Source organism: Caldovatus sediminis (assembly GCF_014644455.1).
In the GTDB taxonomy this organism is placed as follows: Bacteria; Pseudomonadota; Alphaproteobacteria; order Acetobacterales; family Acetobacteraceae; genus Caldovatus; species Caldovatus sediminis.
The window spans coordinates 58218-77887 of the sequence record NZ_BMKS01000007.1 but is presented as its reverse complement, the minus strand read 5'-3'; the positions used below and the strand labels follow the sequence as shown (position 1 = coordinate 77887).

Annotated in this window: 17 protein-coding genes; 7 read left to right on the top strand and 10 right to left on the bottom strand. The window is 76.4% G+C overall.

Annotated features, from left to right (window positions below):
* Positions 1-26 precede the first annotated feature (26 nt).
* Positions 27-605, top strand: coding sequence for a YqaA family protein (locus IEX99_RS12970; protein ID WP_188900895.1), 579 nt, complete (start codon positions 27-29; stop codon positions 603-605).
* A gap of 10 nt (positions 606-615) precedes the next feature.
* The gene (locus IEX99_RS12965) at positions 616-1125 is read left to right on the top strand and encodes a L,D-transpeptidase family protein (protein WP_188900893.1); all 510 of its coding nucleotides are present in this window, start codon (positions 616-618) and stop codon (positions 1123-1125) included.
* A gap of 424 nt (positions 1126-1549) precedes the next feature.
* On the opposite strand, the gene IEX99_RS12960 is transcribed toward IEX99_RS12965, so the two are convergent.
* From IEX99_RS12960 to IEX99_RS12950, 3 genes are all read right to left on the bottom strand, one after another.
* Positions 1550-2491, bottom strand: a complete 942-nt coding sequence (locus IEX99_RS12960; RefSeq protein ID WP_229678001.1) for a cell envelope integrity EipB family protein — start codon at positions 2489-2491, stop codon at positions 1550-1552.
* A 34-nt stretch (positions 2492-2525) separates the two neighbouring features.
* Positions 2526-4346, bottom strand: a complete 1821-nt coding sequence (gene aspS, locus IEX99_RS12955; protein WP_188900891.1) for an aspartate--tRNA ligase — start codon at positions 4344-4346, stop codon at positions 2526-2528.
* A 98-nt stretch (positions 4347-4444) separates the two neighbouring features.
* Positions 4445-5398 carry an aldo/keto reductase gene (locus IEX99_RS12950; RefSeq protein ID WP_188900889.1) on the bottom strand — a complete coding sequence of 318 codons (954 nt, stop codon included), beginning with the start codon at positions 5396-5398 and terminating at the stop codon, positions 4445-4447.
* Between the two features lie 111 nt (positions 5399-5509).
* Between IEX99_RS12950 and rnd the strand changes: the two genes are divergently transcribed.
* A complete protein-coding gene (gene rnd, locus IEX99_RS12945; protein ID WP_188900887.1) occupies positions 5510-6697 on the top strand; it encodes a ribonuclease D in 1188 nt (395 codons plus the stop codon).
* 27 nt (positions 6698-6724) lie between these two features.
* Here the strand turns inward: rnd and IEX99_RS12940 are convergent, their stop codons facing one another.
* On the bottom strand, positions 6725-7513 hold the full coding sequence (locus tag IEX99_RS12940; protein ID WP_188900885.1) for an SDR family oxidoreductase: 789 nt from the start codon (positions 7511-7513) through the stop codon (positions 6725-6727).
* Between the two features lie 153 nt (positions 7514-7666).
* Between IEX99_RS12940 and IEX99_RS12935 the strand changes: the two genes are divergently transcribed.
* Complete coding sequence (locus IEX99_RS12935; RefSeq protein WP_188900883.1) at positions 7667-8659, top strand: Bug family tripartite tricarboxylate transporter substrate binding protein; 993 nt, start codon at positions 7667-7669, stop codon at positions 8657-8659.
* A 110-nt stretch (positions 8660-8769) separates the two neighbouring features.
* Here IEX99_RS12935 and IEX99_RS12930 read toward each other — a convergent pair whose 3' ends face one another.
* The 4 genes from IEX99_RS12930 to IEX99_RS12915 all read right to left on the bottom strand — a co-directional run bounded on the left by IEX99_RS12930 (position 8770) and on the right by IEX99_RS12915 (position 12226).
* Positions 8770-9411, bottom strand: coding sequence for a hypothetical protein (locus tag IEX99_RS12930; protein ID WP_188900882.1), 642 nt, complete (start codon positions 9409-9411; stop codon positions 8770-8772).
* Entirely contained in the window at positions 9408-9908 is a 501-nt protein-coding gene (locus tag IEX99_RS12925) for a PaaI family thioesterase (RefSeq protein WP_188900880.1), read from the bottom strand. The genes IEX99_RS12930 and IEX99_RS12925 overlap by 4 nt, the downstream gene beginning before the upstream one ends.
* A 142-nt stretch (positions 9909-10050) precedes the next feature.
* On the bottom strand, positions 10051-11472 hold the full coding sequence (locus IEX99_RS12920) for a bifunctional serine/threonine-protein kinase/universal stress protein (protein ID WP_188900878.1): 1422 nt from the start codon (positions 11470-11472) through the stop codon (positions 10051-10053).
* Between the two features lie 4 nt (positions 11473-11476).
* Positions 11477-12226 carry a metallophosphoesterase family protein gene (locus IEX99_RS12915; protein ID WP_188900876.1) on the bottom strand — a complete coding sequence of 250 codons (750 nt, stop codon included), beginning with the start codon at positions 12224-12226 and terminating at the stop codon, positions 11477-11479.
* 113 nt (positions 12227-12339) lie between these two features.
* On the opposite strand from IEX99_RS12915, the gene IEX99_RS12910 reads away from it, so the two are divergent.
* Positions 12340-14001 carry a thiamine pyrophosphate-dependent enzyme gene (locus IEX99_RS12910; RefSeq protein WP_188900875.1) on the top strand — a complete coding sequence of 554 codons (1662 nt, stop codon included), beginning with the start codon at positions 12340-12342 and terminating at the stop codon, positions 13999-14001.
* 105 nt (positions 14002-14106) lie between these two features.
* Entirely contained in the window at positions 14107-14679 is a 573-nt protein-coding gene (locus IEX99_RS12905) for an NADPH-dependent FMN reductase (RefSeq protein WP_188900873.1), read from the top strand.
* A gap of 36 nt (positions 14680-14715) precedes the next feature.
* On the opposite strand, the gene IEX99_RS12900 is transcribed toward IEX99_RS12905, so the two are convergent.
* Complete coding sequence (locus tag IEX99_RS12900; protein WP_229678000.1) at positions 14716-17406, bottom strand: bifunctional acetate--CoA ligase family protein/GNAT family N-acetyltransferase; 2691 nt, start codon at positions 17404-17406, stop codon at positions 14716-14718.
* Between the two features lie 97 nt (positions 17407-17503).
* Here IEX99_RS12900 and IEX99_RS12895 point away from each other — a divergent pair, with 97 nt between their 5' ends.
* On the top strand, positions 17504-18463 hold the full coding sequence (locus IEX99_RS12895; protein ID WP_229677999.1) for an alpha/beta hydrolase: 960 nt from the start codon (positions 17504-17506) through the stop codon (positions 18461-18463).
* A 21-nt stretch (positions 18464-18484) separates the two neighbouring features.
* Here the strand turns inward: IEX99_RS12895 and IEX99_RS12890 are convergent, their stop codons facing one another.
* Positions 18485-19639, bottom strand: a complete 1155-nt coding sequence (locus IEX99_RS12890) for an amidohydrolase (RefSeq protein WP_188901095.1) — start codon at positions 19637-19639, stop codon at positions 18485-18487.
* Positions 19640-19670 lie beyond the last annotated feature (31 nt).

Genomic DNA, 19670 nt, shown 5'->3' with positions numbered 1-19670 from the left:
GCCCCGCTTCCGGACCCCGCGCCCCAATGCTCGAACGCCTCTACCTGCGAACGCTCGCCCTCGCCGGGCACTCGCGCGCTCCCGCCTGGCTGGCCGGCATCAGCTTCGCCGAGAGCAGCGTCTTCCCGATCCCGCCCGACGCCCTGCTGGTGCCGATGGCGCTCGCCCGCCCGGACCGCGCCTGGCGGCTGGCCTGGATCTGCACCGTGGCGTCGGTGCTGGGGGGCGCGCTCGGCTACGCGATCGGCTTCTTCCTGTTCGAGGCGGTGGCGTTCCCGGTGCTCAAGACCTACGGCTACGGCGATGCGGTGATCCAGTTCGAGCACTGGTTCGAGCGCTGGGGCGCGGCGGTGGTGCTGGTCAAGGGCCTGACGCCGCTTCCCTACAAGGTCGCGACCCTCGCCGCCGGCGCGGCGAAAATGGACTTCGCCCTGTTCGTGCTGACCAGCTTCGTCGCACGCGGCGCCAGGTTCTTCCTGGTGGCCGCGCTCGTCCGCTTCTTCGGGCCGTCGGTGCGCTCGTTCATCGAGAAGCGGCTGGCGCTGGTGACCACCGCCGCCGCGGCGGCGCTGGTGCTGGGCTTCGTGGCGCTGCGCTTCCTGTGAGCGGCCGCCGATGAGCGTCGCGCGCGTTCTCCCGGACGGGCGGCTGGCGCTGCGGGGCGTGGGCGTGTTCCGCTGCGCCCTCGGCAGGGGCGGCGTGCGCGACGCGCGCGAGAAGCGCGAGGGCGACGGCGCGACCCCCGCCGGGCTGCTGCCGCTGCGCCGCGTGCTGTGGCGCGCCGATCGCGTCGCCAAGCCGCGCTGCGCCGTGCCGGCCGAGCCGATCGCGCCGGAGGACGGCTGGTGCGACGACCCCGCGCACCCCGACTACAACCGCCGCGTGCGCCTGCCGCACCCCGCCCGGCACGAGCGCCTATGGCGCGCGGACGGGGCGTACGACATCCTCGGCGTGCTCGGCTGGAACGACGCGCCGGTTGGGCGCGGCCGCGGCAGCGCGATCTTCCTGCACCTCGCCCGCCCGGACTACGCGCCGACCGAGGGCTGCGTGGCGCTCGCCGAGCGCGACCTGCGCGCGGTGCTGGCGGCGGGGCTGACGGGGCTCGAGGTGGTCGGGCCCGGATAGAGCCGATCGCGGACGGCTGGAAACAGCCGGGAGCGCGAATCAGCTCGGCAACGACGAGCTGGAGCGTGCAGCGCGCGCAGCCGAGCGGAAACGGCTCCAGCCTCCGCCGCGAGCACGGCGGGCGCGATCGATGTGGGGAGAGGCAGGAGCCGCGCCTCGCCCCCTCACCTCGCGGCTGTCGAGGTTGTCGAGGATGACGGCACCACCCGGGCGGAGGCCGGAGGCGAGGCGCCGCCCGCCATCGGCGCGCAGGCCGGCAACTCAGGCCGAGGTCTTGCGGGGCGGCGGGGGGCGCCCATGGGCAGGCATGCCGTCCTTCCCGCCGGAGAGCACCGAACCGGGAAGCCTTGGCCGGTGGCGTTGGACCGACCCGCCCCGGAGCGGCAGGCCGGCTCGGCGGCGGAAGGCCGCGCCGCGGCGCCGCTCAGCAGCCGCCCGGGACGGGTTCGAGCTGCTCCAGCCGGCCCTCCACGACGAAGTCGCCGAAGTCCATCTTCAGCTCGTCCGCCACGCCGTTCTCGAAGTAGCGCAGGCTCACCTCGTAGTCCGGCGTGCCGGTCCCGCCGCCCTGGCGCCGGTCCCGCCGGCCGTCGTCGGCGCCGCCGGAGCCGCGCGGAAAGAAGGCCACCCGCATCCGCGCGCTGCCGAGGTCGGCGAGCATCGGGAAGCGCCCGCCGATGCCGGCCCGCGCCTCCTGCCAGTCGCCGATCACGGTCGTGGTGTCCTGCGCGCCCTCCGGCTGGGTGCCGTCGAACAGGGGCGCCGCGAGGAAGCGCTGGCCGGTGCGCGCGGCCTCGAGCGCGCGGATGGTGTGCAGGGTCGGCAGCAGCGTCCCGGGCGGCAGCCGCTCCTCCTTCGCCTCGGGCTCGGTGTAGCGCACCACGCCGCTGCCGTCGGGCCCGATCTCCGCCTCGCCGGCGACGCGCTGGCTGACCGCGCCCTGGCTGGTCTGCGTCAGCGAGAAGCGCAGCCGGCGCCCGTCCTTGCTCTCGTAGGTCGAGTAGTCGGAGGTGGTGTCGATCTCCTGCCCGTCCCGGTCGGTGAGGGTCAGGGTGAAGCGCTGCCGCGTGGTCCAGCCCTCGCAGGCATCCACCAGCTCGTAGAGCATGACACCGGCCGCGCCCGCGATCTGCAGCGTGTCGCGCGCCCGGTCCAGGGAGAGGCGGTAGGCCGCGCGATGCGGGGCCATGCGCTCGGCGGTGATGGGCGCCCCGGGGGGAGCCGCCGCGGGCGACGCCTGCGCCGCCGCCGGTGCGCCCTTCCCCGGGATGGCGTTCTTGCCGAGGGACTGCGCCGGCACGACGGGCGTGGCGGCGACCGCCGCGGCGAGGAAGCCGAGCAGCGCGAAGGCGTGACGAGGCCGCATGAGGCGGGGCTCCATGGGGTGCGCTCGACCCTACTTAGGACGTCCTGCCGCCCGGCGCACCCTTCGGCGGGGGCAGATCCAGCCGGATGTGGAGCTCCTTCAGCCGCGCCGGGTCCACCGGCGCGGGGGCGCCCATCATCAGGTCCTGCGCCTGCTGGTTCATGGGGAACAGGATCACCTCGCGGATGTTGGGCTCGTCGGCGAGCAGCATGACGATCCGGTCTATGCCCGGGGCGCTGCCCCCGTGCGGCGGCGCGCCGTAGCGGAAGGCGTTGAGCATGCCGCCGAACCGGCGCTCCACCTCCTCGGCCGTGTAGCCGGCGATCTCGAAGGCGCGGAGCATGATGTCGGGCCGGTGGTTGCGGATCGCGCCGGAGGACAGCTCGACCCCGTTGCAGACGATGTCGTACTGGAACGCCTTGATCTCGAGCGGGTCCTTGGTGTTCAGCGCCTCCAGCCCGCCCTGCGGCATCGAGAAGGGGTTGTGGCTGAACTCGATCTGCCCCGTCTCCTCGTTGCGCTCGTACATCGGGAAGTCGGTCACCCAGCAGAAGCGGAAGGCGTCCTTCTCGTAGAGGTCGAGCTCGTGCCCGAGCCGGATGCGGGCGTGGCCGGCGAGCTTCGCCGCCTCGGCGGGCCTGGCGGCGGCCGCGAAGAAGACCGCGTCGCCGTCCTTCAGGCCGCACACCTCCCCGATGGCGGCGGCGCGGTCGGCCTCCAGGTTGCGCGCGATCGGACCCTTCGCCTCGCCGCCCTCGAACACGATGTAGCCGAGGCCGGCGGCACCCTGCTCGCTGCGCGCCCACTCGTTCATGCCGTCGAAGAAGCTGCGCGGCCGGGATGCCGCGCCGGGCGCCGGGATCGCCCGAACCGTCCCGCCCGCAGCCGCGATCCGCGCGAACAAGCCGAAGCTGCCGCCGGCGAATTGCGCCGTGACGTCGCGGATGCGGATCGGGTTGCGCAGGTCCGGCTTGTCCGAGCCGAACTCCAGCATCGCCCGGTCGTAGGGGATGCGCGGGAAGGGCGGCGGCGTCACCGTGCGCCTCCGGCCGGTGAAGTCGGCGAACTCCTCGAACACGCCCGCCAGCACCGGCTCGATGGCCGCGAACACGTCCTCCTGCGTGACGAAGCTCATCTCGAAGTCGAGCTGGTAGAACTCGCCCGGCGAGCGGTCGGCGCGCGAGGCCTCGTCGCGGAAGCAGGGCGCGATCTGGAAGTAGCGGTCGAAGCCCGCCACCATGATGAGCTGCTTGAACTGCTGCGGCGCCTGCGGCAGCGCGTAGAAGGTGCCGGGATGCAGGCGCGAGGGCACGAGGTAGTCGCGCGCCCCCTCCGGGCTGCTCGCGGTCAGGATCGGCGTCTGGAACTCGGTGAAGCCCCCCTCGATCATCCGCCGCCGGATCGAGGCGATCACCTGCGAGCGCAGCATGATGTTGCGGTGCGGCCGCTCCCGCCGCAGGTCGAGGAAGCGGTAGCGGAGGCGCAGCTCCTCGGGGTATTCCGCCTCGCCCGCGACCTGGATCGGCAGGACCTCGGCCGCGGACTGCACGGCGAGATCCTGCACGCGGAGCTCGATCTCCCCCGTCGGCAGCCGCGGGTTCACCGTACCGGGCTCGCGCAGCACCACCTCGCCGGTGACGGTGACGACGCTCTCGGGCCGCACCTCCTCGAGCGCCGCGAAGGCCGGGCTGCCCTGGGCCGCGACGCACTGCGTGATGCCGTAGTGGTCGCGCAGGTCCACGAACAGCAGGCCGCCGTGGTCGCGCTTGCGGTGCACCCAGCCGGAGAGGCGGGCCGTCGTGCCGGCGTCGCTGGCGCGCAGCGCGCCGCAGGTGTGGGTGCGGTAGGGATGCATCGCGGGGGAACCCTGGTTGCGGCCGGGAACGACGGCGCAGAGAGGGTCGCCGGGCGCGGAAGTCAACCCCGCGGCGCTGGACGCGGCCCCCGCGGCGCTCAGCCGCTGCTGGCCGCGTCCAGCGCCGCCACCGATCCGGCATCCAGCGCGAGGCTCCCCGCCTTCGCCAGCTCGGCGAGCTGCTCCGGCGTCGTCGCGCTGGCGATCGGCGCCGTGATCCCGGGCTTGGCCAGCAGCCAGGCGAGCGCCACCTGCGCCGGGGTCGCGCCGTGGCGGGCCGCCACCTGGTCCAGCGCGGCCAGCACCCGCCTGCCGCGGTCGGTCAGGTACTTCGCCGCGCTCCGCCGGCCGCGCGGGCTCTTGTCCAGGTCCGCCTCGGACCGGTACTTGCCGGTGAGGAAGCCCGCCGCCAGCGCGAAATAGGGGATCACCCCCAGCCCCTGCTCGCGGCAGAGCGGCAGCAGGTCCGTCTCGATCCCTCGCTCCATCAGGTTGTAGTGCGGCTGCAGGCTCTCGTAGCGCGGCAGGCCGTGCCTGGCGCTCGCGTCGAGCGCCGCCCGGAGGCGCGGCGCCGTGTAGTTGGAGGCGCCGATCGCCCGCACCTTGCCCTGCTCGATCAGCCGGGCGAAGGCGCCGAGGGTCTCCTCGACCGGCACCTCCGGGTCGTCCTGATGGGCCTGGTAGAGGTCGATCCGCTCGATCCCGAGGCGGCGCAGCGAGGCATCCGCCGCCCGCATGATCCAGGCCGGGGAGAGGCCCTTCCCCTGCCCCGGCATCGCCATCCCGCACTTGGTCAGGATCAGCACGCGGTTGCGCATCCCCGGCCGCGCCCTGAGCCAGGCGCCGATCACCGTCTCGGACTCGCCGCCGGCGTGGCCCGGCACCCAGGTGGAATAGACGTCGGCCGTGTCGATCGCGTCGAGGCCGGCGTCGACGCAGGCGTCGAGCAGCCGGAAGGCGGCCGCCTGGTCCACCGTCCAGCCGAACACGTTGCCGCCCACGATCACCGGCGGCACGTCCAGGCCCGACCGGCCCAGGGCCCGCTTGCGCATGGCTCGCTCCTCCTCCCTCCGCCTCGGGGGCGGAGCTTGCCCCGCCCGCCGTCCGCCGGCCAGCCCCCGGCGGCTTTCCCGGCGCCGCCGCGGAGTCTAAACCGCGGGTCCATGAGCCGCCGCCCCCCGCACGCGACCGAGCCCGCCCCGACCCTCGTCACCGCCACCGACGACCTCGCCGCCCTCTGCGGGCGGCTGCGGACCGAGCGCTTCGTCGCCGTGGACACGGAGTTCATGCGCGAGCGGACCTACTGGCCGGAGCTCTGCGTCGTGCAGCTCGCCGGCGAGCGGGACGTCGCCGTGATCGACGTCCTCGCCCCCGGGCTCGACCTCGCCCCCCTGGGCGGGCTCCTCGCCGACCCCGCCGTCACCAAGGTCTTCCACGCCGCCCGCCAGGACGTGGAGATCTTCCTGCTCAAATTCGGCTTCGTCCCGGCCCCGCTCTTCGACACCCAGGTCGCCGCCATGGTCGCCGGCTTCGGCGACCAGGTGAGCTACGACGCCCTCGCCCGGGCGCTGGCCGGCGCGCACATCGACAAGGCGCACCGCTTCAGCGACTGGTCGGCGCGCCCGCTCTCGCCCGCCCAGATCGCCTACGCGGCCTCCGACGTGACGCATCTGAGGCGCATCTACACCGCGCTCACGGCGCGGCTCGAGCGCGAGGGCCGGCTCGACTGGGTGGCGGAGGAGATGGCCGTCCTCGCCGATCCCGCCACCTACCGCACCGACCCGGAGACCGCCTGGGAGCGGCTGCGGCCGCGCACCACCAACCGCCGCTTCCTCGGCGTGCTGCGCGCCGTCGCGGCCTGGCGCGAGCGCGAGGCGCAGCGCATCAACATCCCGCGCCAGCGCCTGGTGAAGGACGAGACGCTGCTCGAGATCGCCGCCACCGCGCCGGAGACGCCCGCCGACCTCGCCCGCGCGCGCGGCATCACCGAGGGCTTCGCCAAGGGCAAGACCGGCGCCTCCCTCCTCGCCGCGGTGCGCGCCGCGAAGGAACTGCCGGAATCGGACCTGCCGGAGGCCCCGCGCGAGCGCGGCGGCCCGGCCCCCTCGCCCGCCCTCGTGGCGCTGCTCAAGGTCCTGCTCGCGGCGAAGAGCGAGGAGAGCCACGTCGCGCCGAAGCTGCTGGCGAGCAGCGAGGACCTCGACCGGCTCGCCGCCGGGGACGGGGCGGACATCCCGGCGCTGCACGGCTGGCGCCGCGCGGTGTTCGGCGAGGCGGCGCTGGCGCTGAAGGCCGGGCGGCTCGCGCTCGGCGTCGAGGGCAGGCGGGTGAAGCTGATCCCGGTCGGCTGATCGGCCGGCACGCGGCGCGCCCGCGCCTCAGATGCAGCGCGTGCCGCCGCCGTCTATGTCGATCATCGTGCCGGTGATGAAGGCGGCGCGGTCCGAGCACAGGAACGCGACCAGCCCCGAGCACTCCTCCGGCGTCCCGAGCCGGCCGAGCGCCACGGTGGCGATCGCCGCCGCGTTCTCCGCCTCGACGCTGCGCCCCGCCCCGGCCGCGCCCTGCGCCACCACCTGGTCCCAGCGCGGCGTCGCGATCGGGCCGGGATTGACGCCCACCACCAGCACGTTGTCGGGGGCGCATTCCTGGGCGAGGGCGTGGGTGAAGGCGAGCAGCGAGGCGTTCACCGTGCTGCCGACGATGTAGGCGGCGCGCGGCTGGTGGCCGGAGCGGCCGATGACGTTGATCACCCGCCCCCACTTCCGCGCCCGCATCGCCGGCGTCAGGATCCGCGCGCAGCGCACGTAGCCCATCAGCTTCAGGGCGATGGACTTCATCCACACCGCGTCCGGCGTGTCGCCGATGCGGCCCATCGGCGTCGCGCCGGCGTTGTTCACGAGGATGTCCACCCGGCCGAGCGCCCGCTCCGCTTCCGCCATGGCGCGCTCGAGCTGCGCCGCGTCGGAGAGGTCGGCGCCGAGCGGGACGCAGCGGGTGCCGCTCTCGCGCGCGATGTCGCGCGCCGCCGCCTCCAGCCGCGCCGCGTCGCGCGCCACGATCGCCACCTCCACGCCCTCGCCCGCCAGCTCGCGCGCGATGGCGCGCCCGATGCCGAGCGAGCCGCCGGTGACCACGGCCTTGCGTCCGCGCAGGCCCAGTTCCATCGCACCGTCCCTCCCCGATCCGGCGCCAGTAGCGCCGCGCCGGCCCCGCCCTGTCAATGCGCCCGCGGTTGCGCCGCGCCGCGGCGTGGCCCACCATCGCCGCCCGGCGACCGGCGCGGGAAGCACGCCGGACCGAGGGAGGACCCGTCCGCCATGCCGCACCTCCGCCGCCGCGCCGTGCTCGCAACGCTCGGCGCAGCCGCCCTCCTGCCGCAGCGCAATCCCGCCCCCGCGCAGCAGCCGGCCCCGGGCTGGCCGGCGCGCCCGGTGCGCGTCGTCGTCCCCTTCGCGCCCGGCGGTCCGGCCGACGTGATCGCGCGCAGCCTCGGCGAGCGCCTCGCCGAGATCTGGGGCCAGCCGGCGGTGGTGGAGAACCGCGCCGGCGCGGGCGGCAACATCGGCGCCGAGCACGTCGCGCGCAGCGCGCCGGACGGCCACACCCTGCTGCTCTGCGCCTCCTCGCACGTGCAGAACGTGGCGCTCTACCGCAGCCTGCCCTACGACCCGATCCGCGACTTCACGCCGGTCTCGCTGGTCGCCTACTACAGCCTCGTCGTCGTCGTGCATCCCTCCGTGCCGGCGCGGACCCTCGCCGAGTTCGCGGCGCTGATGCGCGACCGGCCGGGCGAGGTGACGATCACCTCGGCAGGCACCGGCACGCCCACCCACCTCTCGGCCGAGCTCTTCGCACTGCGCGTCGGCGCCCGCTTCACCCACGTGCCCTTCCAGGGCGCCGCGCCGGCGCACACCGCGCTGCTCGGCGGGCAGGTGCAGGCGATGTTCCACAACCCCGTGCTCGCCGTCCCCGCGGTGCAGGCGGGGCGGCTGCGCGCGCTCGCGACCACCGGACCGCAGCGCTCCCCCGCGCTGCCGGAGGTGCCGACCGTCGCCGAGTCCGGCCATCCGGGCTACGAGGTCGGCACCTGGTTCGCCATGCTCGGCCCGGCCGGGCTGCCGGCGCCGGTGGTGGCGAAGCTCGACGCCGACCTGCGGCGCGTGCTCGCCGAGCCGGCGCTGCGCGAGCGCTTCGCCCGGCAGAGCCTGGAAATCCCGGAACCCGGGCCGGAGCACCTCGGCCGCGTCATGCGCGACGACTTGCAGCGCTGGGGAGACCTGATCCGCCGCCTCGGCATCCAGCCGAGCTAGGGCAGCTTCCCGCCCGGCGGCGCGCGCTGCAACGGCCCTCGCGGATGGTTCGCCAAGCCGGGCCGTGCGGTCGCCCTGCCCCCTGCGCGCCGCCGTCGTTATCGCCTCGCCTATCCGCCCGTCAGGTGCTCGCCGAGCCCGTGCAGGAACAGGCCGAGCGCGAGGTTGAGCAGCACGAACCCCGCCGCGTCCGACGCCGAGAGCCCGAGCGCGGTGCGGGCGACGAACCACTCCAGCCACAGCGCGTAGCCGAGCGCCGCGAGGCCGGCCGCGCAGGCCACCGGCACCGGCATCCCGACCGCGGCCGGCACCGCGGCGGCGAGCAGGGCCAGGTGCTGCGCCACGCCGGTCCAGTTCCACGCCGCGAGGAAGCGCGGCCAGGCGCGGGCGCGGCCCACCGCCTCGGCCAGGATCTGCGAGACCAGGGCGAAGCCGGCCCAGGCGCAGACGCCGCCGATCAGCGCCACCGCCAGGGCCCGGCCGAGCCCGCCGCCCGGCGGACCGCCCTGCATCCCCCAGGCGAAGAGGCGCAGCGCCAGATAGGCCGGTAGGCAGATCGCCGCCGCCCAGAAGCTGCGCAGCGCCCCCGCCGGCGTCCCCTCGACGAAGGCGAGCCCCTCCGGCCGCCCGCGGGCGAGGAGGAAGGCGCCGTGCAGCCCGGCGGCGACGACCAGTCGGATCGGCGGCCGGGGGGAGGGCGTCGGGCCCGGCGGCGGCGAGGCCGCGCCGCCCGCGTCCGGAGACCGCCTCATCGCCGGCCCGTGGCGGCGCCCGCCTCGCCGTTCGCGGGGAGCGGCGACGGCAGGCGGAACACGCCGCTCGCGCGCAGCACGGGCGCCCCGCCGACGGTGAAGAGGCCCTGCACGAACAGCATGGACCGGCCGCGCGAGAGCAGCTCGGCCTCGGCCTCGACCCAGGCGCCGAGCGGCACGGGGGCAAGGAAATCGGTCGTCAGGCTGACCGTCGTGAAGTGGCCCCTGCCGCCCGCCTGCCGCACGCCCTCGAGGCCGAGCACGACGTCGGCGAGGGTGGCGAGCATGCCGCCGTGGCAGATGTCCATGGGATTGCAGTGCTGGCGGCCGACCAGGAAGCCGTAGCGCACGCACCGCTCCCCCTCCCCGCGCCTGGCGTAGATCGGCCCGACGCCCTGCAGGAATCCGCCGCCCACCGGGCGTGGCGCGAACCCCTCGGGCACGGGGGAGGCATCGGTGTCGGCGCGGCGCTGCGCCGACGCGTGCGGAACGGTCATCGGCATCCCGTCGGGTGCTGGGAGACGCCGATGCTCCGGCGTCCTTCGGGCCGGGACCATCGGGGCGGGCGACGCGAAGGTCAAGCGCGGGGCGCGAAGACCCCCGCGCGGTTCTCCACCGCGCGGCGGGCAGCGCCGCGCGTCACGCCCGGCCCGGCTCGGCGCCGCCCGCGTTCACGCCGCGCGGGCGCACCACCGTCACCGTGCACGGCGCGTGCGCCGCGACGCCGGCGGAGACGCTGCCGAGCAGCCGGCGACGCAAGGAATCCGCCCGCGCGCCCATGACGATGTGGTCCACCCGGTTCGCCGTCGCGTATTCGATCAGCGCCTGCGCCGGGTCCGCCGCCTCCAGCACGTGGTAGGTGATCCGTCCCTCCGGCAGGCCGAGCGGCGCCGCCCAGTGGCGCAGCGCCACCAGCCGCTGCACGTGCCGGTTCTCGCCCTCCTCCGGCGCGGCGCGGCGCAGATCGAGCACGTTGATGCAGGCGACCCGCGCCCCCGGCAGCGAGGCCATGATGGGGCCGAGCCCGGCGCGCAGCACCTGCGCCATGGCGGCGCTCTGCTCGGCGACGTCCACGGCGACGGCGACGATCGGCGCGTGCACCGCGTCGGCCTCCTCGGCCGGGCGCCGGAACACGGGCCGCGCCTTCGGGTCGAAGCGCCGCCGCAGCACGGCGGTCCAGCCGTCGCGCCCGCGCTTTTCCGCCCGAGGCGAGAGCGCGACCTGGTCCGGGTGGCGCAGGTCGAAGGCGAGCTGCGCCGCAGTCGGGTGGCGGCGCGCCGGATCCACCTCGAGGCAGCGCAGGATGATCTCCTGCAGCCAGGGCGGGCAGGTGGGCCGGAGCGCGCGCGGCGGCAGCGGGTCGCGCCAGATCCGGCGCCGCACCGCCTTCAGGCCCTGCGGTTCGCCGAACGGCAGCATGCCGGTCTTGAGCTGGTAGAGGACCGCGCCGAGGGCGAAGAGGTCGCTGCGCGGCTCCCCGCGCACGCCCATGGCCTGCTCCGGCGCCATGTAGGGTGCGCTGCCGTAGGGCAGGCGGAACTCCTCCTCCAGCAGGTCGGGCAGCAGGCGGTGGCGCGCCAGGCCGAAATCCACCAGCACCGCCTCGCCGGTGCCGCGCCGGAACAGGATGTTCGAGGGCTTGACGTCGAGATGCACGACCGCCTGGCGGTGCAGCGAGTCCAGCGCCTCCGCCACGCGCGCGCCGATCGCCGCGACCTCCTCAGCGGCGAGCGGCAGCGAGGGCAGGCGCGCCGCGAGCGAGGTGCCGAGGATGCGCTCCATCACCAGGTAGGGCTGCCGCTCGAAGCCCGCGGCGGCGACGAAGCGGGGCACGTGGGGGCCCGAGAGGCGCGGCAGGATCATCTGCTCCATCTCGAAGCCGACGATCGCCGCCGGGTCCTCGCCCTCGCGCAGGCGCGGCACCTTCATCAGCAGCGGCCGGCCGGGGTGGTCCGGATGCGTCGCCTCCCAGAGCGTCGCCATGCCGCCGGCGTGGATCTGCGCGCCGATGGTGAAGCCGTCGATGGTCGCGCCGGCGACGACGCGCGGACGCCCCGGCATCCCCCTACCGCCCCCGCTCGAGCCGCGCGGCGAGCGACTCCGGCAGGCCGGCCGCGCGGATCTTCGCCGCCGCCGTCGCCACGTCGTAGGGCACGCGCATCCAGGCGAGCTCCGACCGCCCGGTGTCGAGCAGGCCGTAGCAGGCGCTCGGATCGCCGTCGCGCGGCTGGCCGACGGCGCCGAGCACGGCGAGCCAGCGCCGCGGCCGCAGCAGCGGCACCGCCACGCCGGCGGCCGGGCGGTGGGCGACCAGCTTGTCCGTCGCGGTCAGGCCGTAGAGCCCGGGCACGTGGACATGGCCGCAGAGGGTGATCCGCGCTGCGGTGGCCGCCAGGCTGCGCCGCGCCGCCTCGGTGCCGGCGACGTAGCGCCAGCGCGCCGGGGCGGAGGCGTCGGCGTGCACGTAGAGCCGGTCCTCCTCTTCCACCACGAGGGGCAGGGAGGCGAGGAAGGCGGCGGCCTCCGCGTCCAGCCGCCCGCGCGTCCAGGCGATGGCGGCGGCGGCAGCCGGGTTCATCCCGACCGGCCCGCGCGGCGACACCGCGGCCTCGTCGTGGTTGCCGAGCAGCGCGACCGCCTCGCCCCCGGCGACGCGCGCCCGCACCGTCTCCACCACCCAGCACGGGTCGGCGCCGTAGCCCACGAGATCGCCGAGGAAGACGAGGCGCCGCGCGCCCTGCCGCGCCGCATGCGCGAGGCAGGCGGCGAGCGCCTCGCGATTGGCGTGGATGTCGGCGAGCAGCGCGATCCGCATCGGGCTCCGGTCGGAAGCGGGCCACGACAGGCCGTGCCGGGGCGCCGCTTCCCTGGCATCTTGGCGCGGGACGCGGGCAGCGGAAGGGGCGCAGAGGGATGGCGGCAGAGAGGATGACCGGGGGCGAGGCGATCGTGGCCCAGCTCCGCCGGCACGGCGTGGACACGGTCTTCGGCCTGCCCGGCGCGCAGGTCTACGGGCTGTTCGACGCCTTCGCGCGCTCCCCCGGCCTGCGCGTGATCGGGGCGCGGCACGAGCAGGCCTGCGGCTACATGGCCTTCGGCCATGCGCGCTCCACGGGGCGGCCGAGCGCCTATGCGGTGGTGCCGGGCCCCGGGGTGCTCAACACCGCGGCCGCGCTGCTCACCGCCTTCGGCTGCAACGCCCCGGTGCTCTGCCTGACGGGCCAGGTGCCGGGCCCCTATCTCGGCCGCGGCCGCGGGCACCTGCACGAGATGCCGGACCAGCTCGCCACCCTGCGCGGCCTCGTGAAATGGGCCGAGCGGATCGAGCACCCGGCCCAGGCGCCGCATCTGGTGGCGCGCGCCTTCCAGGAGATGGGCTCCGGCCGCCCGGGCCCCGCCGCGCTCGAGATGCCCTGGGAGCGCTTCACCGAGACGGCGGAGGTCGCGCCGCTCGATCCGCTGCCGCCGCATCCGCGCCCGCCGCTCGACACCGACGCGCTCGACCGCGCGGCGCGGCTGGTCGCCGCGGCGCGGGCGCCGATGATCTTCGTCGGCGGCGGCGCGCAGCACGCCGGGGCGGAGGTGCTGGAGCTCGCCGAGCGCATGGGCGCGCCGGTCGTCTCCTTCCGCAGCGGGCGCGGGGTGGTGGACGACGACCACCCGCTCGGCCTGACCATCGCCGCGGCCTATCGCCTGTGGCGCACGACCGACCTGATCCTCGGCATCGGCACGCGGCTGGAGGTGCCGGGCTGGCGCTGGGGCTGGAACCCGGCGGGGCGGGAGCCCTGGCGCCCGCCGGGCCTGAAGACCATCCGCATCGACATAGACCCGGCGGAGTTCCGCCGCCTGCCCGCCGATGTCGCCGTGCTGGCGGACGCCGCGGAGGGCGCGCGCGGCCTCGCCGAGGCGCTGCGCCGCGCCGGCCACGCCGGGCCGCCGGCCGGGCGGCGCGCGGCGATCGCGGAGGCCAAGGCCTGGGCGGCGCGCGAGATCCTCTCCGTGCGGCCGCTGATCGACTACCTGCGGGTGATCCGCGCGGTGCTGCCGCGCGACGGCTTCTTCTGCGAGGAGCTGACGCAGATCGGCTTCGCCTCCTGGTACGGCTTCCCGGTGCACGAGCCGCGCACCTACGTCTCCTCCGGCTACCAGGGCACGCTCGGCGCCGGCTTCCCGACCGCGCTCGGCGTCAAGGTGGCGCATCCGGACCGGCCGGTGGTCTCGGTCTGCGGCGACGGCGGGTTCCTGTTCGCGGTGCAGGAGCTGGCGACCGCGGTGCAGCACGGCATCGGCCTGACGACGCTGGTGTTCAACAACAGCGCCTACGGCAACGTGCGGCGCGACCAGCGGACCGCGTTCGGCGGCCGCGTCGTCGCCGCCGACCTGCACAATCCCGACTTCGTGCGCCTCGCCGACTCCTTCGGCGCGCGCGCCGCCCGCGTGGCCTCGCCCGAGGCGCTGCGGCCCGTGCTGGAACGCGCGCTCGGCGACGACGCGGTGCCCTGGCTGATCGAGGTCGAGATCCCGCGCGATTCCGAGGCCGATCCCTGGCGCTTCATCCACAGGCCGGCGCCCCCGGACGCGGCGGGGTGAGCCGCGCCGGCGGCGCGGCCGGGAGGAGGGTGGACGCCGGCCCGGGCTCCACCACCTACCCGGGCGCGGCGCGCGAGGGCGCGCCTGGAACGGAGGACGAACGGCATGAGCGAAAACACCGGAGGAGGAATCACCGTTCTCGGCATCGCCGGCAGCCTGCGCCGGGGCTCCTACAACGCCGCGGCGCTGCGCGCGGCGGTCGAGCTGGCGCCCGCCGGGATGCGGATCGAGACCTTCGACCGCCTCCGCGACATCCCGCCCTATGACGAGGACGTGAAGCAGCAGGGCTTCCCGCCCGTGGTCGCCGACCTCCGGGCGCGGATCAAGGCCGCCGACGCGCTGCTGATCGTCACGCCGGAATACAACTACTCGGTGCCGGGGGTGCTGAAGAACGCGCTCGACTGGGCCTCCCGCCCGCCGGAGCAGCCCTTCGACGGCAAGCCCCTCGCCATCATGGGCGCGAGCCCCGGCGCGCTCGGCACGGCGCGGGCGCAGTACCACCTGCGGCAGATGTTCGTCTTCCTCAACGCCCTGCCGCTGAACCGGCCGGAGGTGATGATCGCGGGCGCCAACCAGCGCTTCGACGACCAGGGCCGCCTGACCGACGAGAAGACGCGCGAGTTCATCGCCGCGCTGCTCGTCGCGCTGAAGGACTGGACGGAGCGGCTGCGGCGCTGAGGGCGGGGTCGGCCGGCGCGGCCCGCCCCGCGCGCGTCAGCGGAGATCGAGCCGCGCCTCGACCACGTCCTCCTCGCCCGGGAGGCGGCGGACGGCGAAGCCGAGGGCGCGCACGAAGCCGAGCATCGGCGTGTTCTCCGCCAGCACCTGGCCGACCACCGCCGTCACGCCCTGCTCGCGCGCCCAGGCGATCAGCCGCTCCATCAGGTGCCGCGCCAGGCCGCGGCCCCGCCAGGCGGGGTCCACGATCACCGCGAATTCCGCCTCGCCGGCCGGGCTGCCGATCTCGCGCACCAGCCGGGCGACGCCGACGGTGCGCTCGGAGCCGTCCTCGCGCCGCTCCACCGCGATGAAGGCCATCTCGCGGTCGTAGTCGATCTGCGTCAGCCGCGCGATCTGCGCCGGCGGCAGCTCCCTCAGCGCCGAGAAGAAGCGGCGGCGGACATCCTCCGGCGTCAGGCGGCGGAAGGCCTCGGCGTGGGCCGCCGCGTCCTCCGGCCGGATCGGGCGGACCGTCAGCACCGTGCCGTCCGGGGCGCGCCAGGGCCGCGCCAGCTCCGCCGGATAGGGCGCGATGGCGAGCACCGCCCCCGGCGCGCCCGCTGGGCGCAGGGTGAGCGAGGCGTCCACCGCCAGCACGCCCTGCGCGTCCGCGAGCAGCGGGTTGACGCCGAGCGTCGCGATCTCGGGGAAGTCCACCGCGATCTGCGACAGGCGCACCAGCGCCGCGGCGACCGCGCCGCGGTCGGCCGCCGGATGGTCGCGGTGGCCGGCGAGCAGGCGCGCGGTGCGGCGGGCGCGCGCGATCAGCGCGTGCGCCAGGGCGAGGTTGAGCGGCGGCAGGTCGAAGGCCTCGTCGGCCAGCAGGTCGGCGGCGGTGCCGCCGGCCCCGAAGCCGATCCAGGGGCCGAACATGGCGTCCTCGCCGAGGCGCAGGCGCAGCTCGTGCGCCCGCGCGGCCTGGCGCTGCACGAGGAAGCCCGCGAACCGCGCCTCGGGCCGCGCCGCGCGCACCCGCTCGCGCATCGCCAGCGCCTCGCGCACCACCTCGGCGACGCTGGAGAGGCCGAGCGCGACGCCGCCATGCTCGGTCTTCCGCGCGATGTCGGGACTGAGGATCTTGAGCACGACCGGGAAGCCGAGCATGGCGGCGGCGACGCCCGCGTCCTCGGCGCCCGCGACGGCGCGGCCCGGCACCACCGGCACGCCGTAGGCCGCGAGCACGCCGAGCGCCTCCTCCTCGGTGAGCGCGAGCCGGCCGGCGGCGCGGGCGCCGTCCAGGGTCCGCCGCACCGCCGCGCGGTCCGGCGCGAATTCCAGCACCTCGCGCGGCGGCAGCTCGGCCGCGGCGGCGCGGTTGCGGCGGTCCTGCGCGAGCTGCAGCGCGCCGCGCACGGCGGCCTCGGGCGTCTCGAAGACGGCGATGCCCGCGGCGGCGAGGGCGGCGCGCTGCGCCCCGGCGCTCGCCCCGCCGGGCCAGCCGACCAGGATCGGCGCCGGCGGGCGCAGCGCGCCGGCGCCGCGGGCGCGGGAGGCGGCGACCAGCGCCTCGCGCACCGTGTCCGCGTCCTCGCCCGGCACCGGCGCGTGCAGGGCGACGACCGAATCCACCTCCGGCAGGGCGGCGAGCATGGCGGCGGCCTCGCCGAGCCGCGTGCCGGCCTGGGGGCCGAGCGAGAGCGGGTTGCCGCCGCTCCAGCCGGGCGGCAGCAGCGCGGCGAGCGCCGCCCGCGCCGCCTCCGGCGGATCGGCGAGCCGCGCCCCGCCCGCCAGCACCGCATCGGCGGCGAGCCGGCCGAGGCCGGTGCCGTTGGCGACGATGGCGATCCGGTCGCCCTCGCCCGCGCGCGGGGCGCCGCGCAGCCGCGCCAGCGTCTCGGCGGCGCTCAGCAGTTCCTCGAGCCCGCCGACGCGCAGCACGCCGGCGCGGCGCAGCGCCGCCTCCATCACCGCATCCGCGACGCCCGTCGCGTCGGCGAGCCGCCCGCCGGCGCGGATCGCCACCACCGGGCGCGTGCGCGAGACGGCGCGCGCCGCGGAGATGAAGGCGCGGCGGTTGCGGATGCGGCGCAGGTCGAGCAGCACCGCGCCCGTCTCCCCCTCGCGCGCCAGCCAGTCGAGCGCGACGGCGAAGCCGAGGCTGGCATTGCCGCCGATGCCGACGACGTGGCTGAAGCCGACCGACTCCGCCGCCGCCCAGTCGAGCACCGCGCGCGTCAGCGCCGCCGACTGCGCGACGAGCGCGAGCCGCCCCGGGCGCGGCGCGACGTGGGAGAGCGAGGCGTTGAGCCCGATCGCCGGCACGCACAGCCCGAAGCTGCCCTGGCCGAGCGCGCGCACGCCGGTGCGCGCGCAGGTCCCGGCGAGGTCCGGCGCGGCGACCGGCACGATCGCCGCGAAGCAGCCGCGCGCGGCCAGCGCCCGCATCGCCGCCTCCAGCCGATCGGGCGGGAGGCAGAGCACGGCGAGGTCGGGCGCGACGGGCAGCGCCTCGACCGAGGGCGCGGCGGGCTCGAAGCCCGCCGGGGTCGGGATGCCGGCGGCGAGCAGACGGCCGCGGAACCCGCCGGCGGCGAGGTTGGCCGCGACCACCGCCGTCTCCGGCAGCGCGGCATCGGCGATCAGCGCGACGCTGCCGGGCCGGAACAGCGCCGTGTCGCGGAAGCCCGCGGCGGCCGGGCGCGGCGGGGCGGCGAGGAGCGGCAGCGGCATGACGCGGCGCAGCATGCGCCGTCCCCGCGGCCCTCCGCAATCGCGGCGGGCCGACATCTTGCGGCGGGCGGCGGCTCCAGGTCCACTGCGCGCGGGATCGGAGGAGGATCGCATGCCCGCGGACATGTCGCGCTGGGACCCGGAGATGGCCGCCTTCCAGGCGATGATGGAGGAGCGCGGCAGGAGCCATCCGCCCTTGCGCCTCGCCCCGCCGCTCGACGAGAGCCGCGCGGTGACGGAGGCGCTGAACCTGCCGCTCTCCGAGGGCGGGCCGCGCATGGCGGAGAGCGCCGACCGCTGGCTGCCGATCCGCGGCCGGCGCCTGCTCTGCCGCGTGCACCGGCCGACGGCGGACGCCGGGCCGCTGCCCGTGCTGGTCTACCTGCATGGCGGCGGCTGGGTGTGGAACTCGGTGGACACGCACGACCGGCTGATGCGCGAATACGCGGCGGCGGCGGGCTGCGCGGTGGTGGGGCCGGACTACGCGCTCTCGCCCGAGGCGGCCTTCCCGCAGGCGCTCGAGGAATGCGCGGCGGTGGTGCGCTGGCTGGCGGCGCACGGCGCGGAATGGGGCCTCGACCCGAAGCGCATCGCGGTCGGCGGCGATTCGGCGGGCGGCAACCTCGCGGCCGGCACGGCGCTGCTGCTGCGCGAGACCGATCCCGCGCTCGCGCTGCGCGGGCTGCTGATCAATTACGGCGTGCTCGACAGCCGGCTGGACACCCCCTCCTACCGCGAATTCGCGGAGGGCCACTTCCTGACGCGCGAGAAGATGGACTTCTACTGGGCGTGCTACGCGCCGCGCCCGGCCGACCGGGTGAACCCGCTCGCGGCGCCGCTGCGCGCCGACCTGCGCGGCCTGCCGCCGACGCTCGTGCACATCGCCGAGCTCGACGTGCTGGCGAGCGAGAACCTGGCGATGGTGGAGAAGCTGCGCGCGGCGGGCGTGCCGGTGGAGAGCGAGGTGTTCAGGGGCACGATCCACGGCTTCCTGCGCGCCGTCGCCCATGTCGGCGCGGCGCGGCGCGCGGTGGACGGCGCGGGGGCGTGGCTCGGGCGGGTGCTGCGCTGATCCCGGCCCGGCGGGCGCGGCTCATCCCCCCGCCAGCGCCCGCTTCGCCACCTCCGCGAGCCAGCCCGAGGCCGCCGGCAGCACCGCGTCGTTGAAGTCGTAGCGCGGGCTGTGCAGCTCGCGCCCGCCCTCGGTCGGGCCGTTGCCGATCCAGACGAAGGCGCCGGGCACCTCGCGCAGGAACCAGGAGAAGTCCTCGCCGGTCATCGCCGGCGCGAGGTCGCGGCGCAGCGTCGTCACCGCCTCGGCCGCGGCCGCGGCCAGCTCGCGCTCGGCCGGGTGGTTCTCGGTCACCGGCACGCCCTGGCGCCAGTCGAGCCGTGCCTGCACGCCGTAGGTCGCGGCGACGCCCTCGGCCACCCGGCGCAGCGACGCCTGCAGCGCCTCGCCCGTGGCGTCGCGCAGCCAGCGCGCCGAGCCCTTCAGCAGCACCCGCGCGGCGATCTGGTTCTGCGCCTCGCCGCCCTCGACCATGGTGATGCTGACCACGCCCGCCTCCAGCGGGTCGAGGTTGCGCGCCACGATGGACTGCACGGCGACGATGCAGTGCCCGGCGGCGAGCATCGGGTCCCGCGCGAGCTGCGGCAGCGCGGCGTGGCCGGCGTGCCCCTCGAAGGCGATCTCGAAGCGCGCGCCGGCGGCCATCACCGCGCGCTCGTGCACCGCGACGGTGCCGGCCTCGAGGCCGGGCCAGTTGTGCCAGCCGAAGATCCGCTCCATCGGGAAGCGCCGGAACAGCCCGTCCGCGATCATGGCGCGCGCGCCGCCGCCGCCCTCCTCGGCCGGCTGGAACAGCAGGCGCACCGTGCCGGTCCAGGAGGGATCGCGCAGCAGCAGCGCCGCGGCGCCGAGCAGCGCCGCGGTGTGCCCGTCATGCCCGCAGGCGTGCATCACGCCGGGCCTGGTCGAGCGGTGGGGCAGGTCCTCGTTGCGCTCCTCGATGGGGAGCGCGTCCATGTCGGCGCGCAGGCCGACCGAGCGGTTCGAGCCCTCGCCGCGCCGCAGCGTGGCGACCACGCCATGCCCGCCGACCCGTTCGGCGATCTCGGTGACGCCGAGCTCGCGCAGGCGGGTGACGACGAAGGCGGCGGTCTCGCCCTCGTCCAGCGTCAGGCCGGGATGGGCGTGCAGGTGGCGGCGCCAGGCGGCGAGCGTCCGGGCGAGGGCGGGGTCCATGCGAAGGCTGTAGCGCGTCGCGCGGCCGGGC

Bases quoted from the DNA above. Each gene is read 5' to 3' on its own strand.
- IEX99_RS12970 (WP_188900895.1), top strand. From the start codon at position 27: ATGCTCGAACGCCTCTACCTGCGAACGCTCGCCCTCGCCGGGCACTCG.
- IEX99_RS12965 (WP_188900893.1), top strand. From the start codon at position 616: ATGAGCGTCGCGCGCGTTCTCCCGGACGGGCGGCTGGCGCTGCGGGGC.
- IEX99_RS12960 (WP_229678001.1), bottom strand. From the start codon at position 2,491: ATGCGGCCTCGTCACGCCTTCGCGCTGCTCGGCTTCCTCGCCGCGGCG.
- aspS (WP_188900891.1), bottom strand. From the start codon at position 4,346: ATGCATCCCTACCGCACCCACACCTGCGGCGCGCTGCGCGCCAGCGAC.
- IEX99_RS12950 (WP_188900889.1), bottom strand. From the start codon at position 5,398: ATGCGCAAGCGGGCCCTGGGCCGGTCGGGCCTGGACGTGCCGCCGGTG.
- rnd (WP_188900887.1), top strand. From the start codon at position 5,510: ATGAGCCGCCGCCCCCCGCACGCGACCGAGCCCGCCCCGACCCTCGTC.
- IEX99_RS12940 (WP_188900885.1), bottom strand. From the start codon at position 7,513: ATGGAACTGGGCCTGCGCGGACGCAAGGCCGTGGTCACCGGCGGCTCG.
- IEX99_RS12935 (WP_188900883.1), top strand. From the start codon at position 7,667: ATGCCGCACCTCCGCCGCCGCGCCGTGCTCGCAACGCTCGGCGCAGCC.
- IEX99_RS12930 (WP_188900882.1), bottom strand. From the start codon at position 9,411: ATGAGGCGGTCTCCGGACGCGGGCGGCGCGGCCTCGCCGCCGCCGGGC.
- IEX99_RS12925 (WP_188900880.1), bottom strand. From the start codon at position 9,908: ATGACCGTTCCGCACGCGTCGGCGCAGCGCCGCGCCGACACCGATGCC.
- IEX99_RS12920 (WP_188900878.1), bottom strand. From the start codon at position 11,472: ATGCCGGGGCGTCCGCGCGTCGTCGCCGGCGCGACCATCGACGGCTTC.
- IEX99_RS12915 (WP_188900876.1), bottom strand. From the start codon at position 12,226: ATGCGGATCGCGCTGCTCGCCGACATCCACGCCAATCGCGAGGCGCTC.
- IEX99_RS12910 (WP_188900875.1), top strand. From the start codon at position 12,340: ATGACCGGGGGCGAGGCGATCGTGGCCCAGCTCCGCCGGCACGGCGTG.
- IEX99_RS12905 (WP_188900873.1), top strand. From the start codon at position 14,107: ATGAGCGAAAACACCGGAGGAGGAATCACCGTTCTCGGCATCGCCGGC.
- IEX99_RS12900 (WP_229678000.1), bottom strand. From the start codon at position 17,406: ATGCTGCGCCGCGTCATGCCGCTGCCGCTCCTCGCCGCCCCGCCGCGC.
- IEX99_RS12895 (WP_229677999.1), top strand. From the start codon at position 17,504: ATGCCCGCGGACATGTCGCGCTGGGACCCGGAGATGGCCGCCTTCCAG.
- IEX99_RS12890 (WP_188901095.1), bottom strand. From the start codon at position 19,639: ATGGACCCCGCCCTCGCCCGGACGCTCGCCGCCTGGCGCCGCCACCTG.